The following is a 528-nucleotide window of genomic DNA, read 5'->3' as shown; positions in this document are numbered from 1 at the left end:
TGGCTTAAATATCACATATCATTAAATATAGCGTTTTATAACGGAGGCGTTTGTTATGACTAAAGAAACAGATAATAAAAAAACAGTAGCGACTTCTGACAACAAAGACACACAGCAACAAAATCAAACTGAAGAAGATGAACGTCAAGGTTTGAATGGTTATCGTAAAACAGATCTTGATTTAGAAATTGAGCAAGAGCTACGTGAAATGATGAAAACAGGAGAAAATGAAACGAAAAACGACTACAAAAAGTTTAAAGTGTTTTCACTTATTTCAACACTTGTCATTGTCATTTTAGCAATTATAAGATTTGTTCATAAAATGATTTAATTAGAGTGAGACATTGTTTTATGTCTCAGGATCCAGTTATTCAGTATAGCTACAATATTGGTTCTTCATCTTTTATGGTGGGAAGGTAAAACTTCCTGCTTTTTTTAATACACAAAAAGCGCAATTGCCTCTATAATTTAAAGTGACCAAACCCAAACTAAAGGAGACAAGTGCGCCTATGTGTAATGATACCTTAG

1 protein-coding gene is annotated in these 528 nt (G+C 32.2%); it reads left to right on the top strand.

From position 1 onward, the window contains the following. Window positions 1-55 precede the first annotated feature (55 nt). On the top strand, window positions 56-331 hold the full coding sequence (locus tag IDG60_RS01675) for a hypothetical protein (protein ID WP_000159839.1): 276 nt from the start codon (window positions 56-58) through the stop codon (window positions 329-331). Window positions 332-528 lie beyond the last annotated feature (197 nt).

Source organism: Staphylococcus sp. EG-SA-2 (assembly GCF_017152085.1).
Note: the sequence above shows the minus strand (reverse complement) of the source record. Positions and strands in the feature narration are given on the sequence as shown.

What these genes read in the sequence shown, in the direction of transcription:
- IDG60_RS01675 (WP_000159839.1), top strand. Translation starts at nt 56, where the DNA reads ATGACTAAAGAAACAGATAATAAAAAAACAGTAGCGACTTCTGACAAC.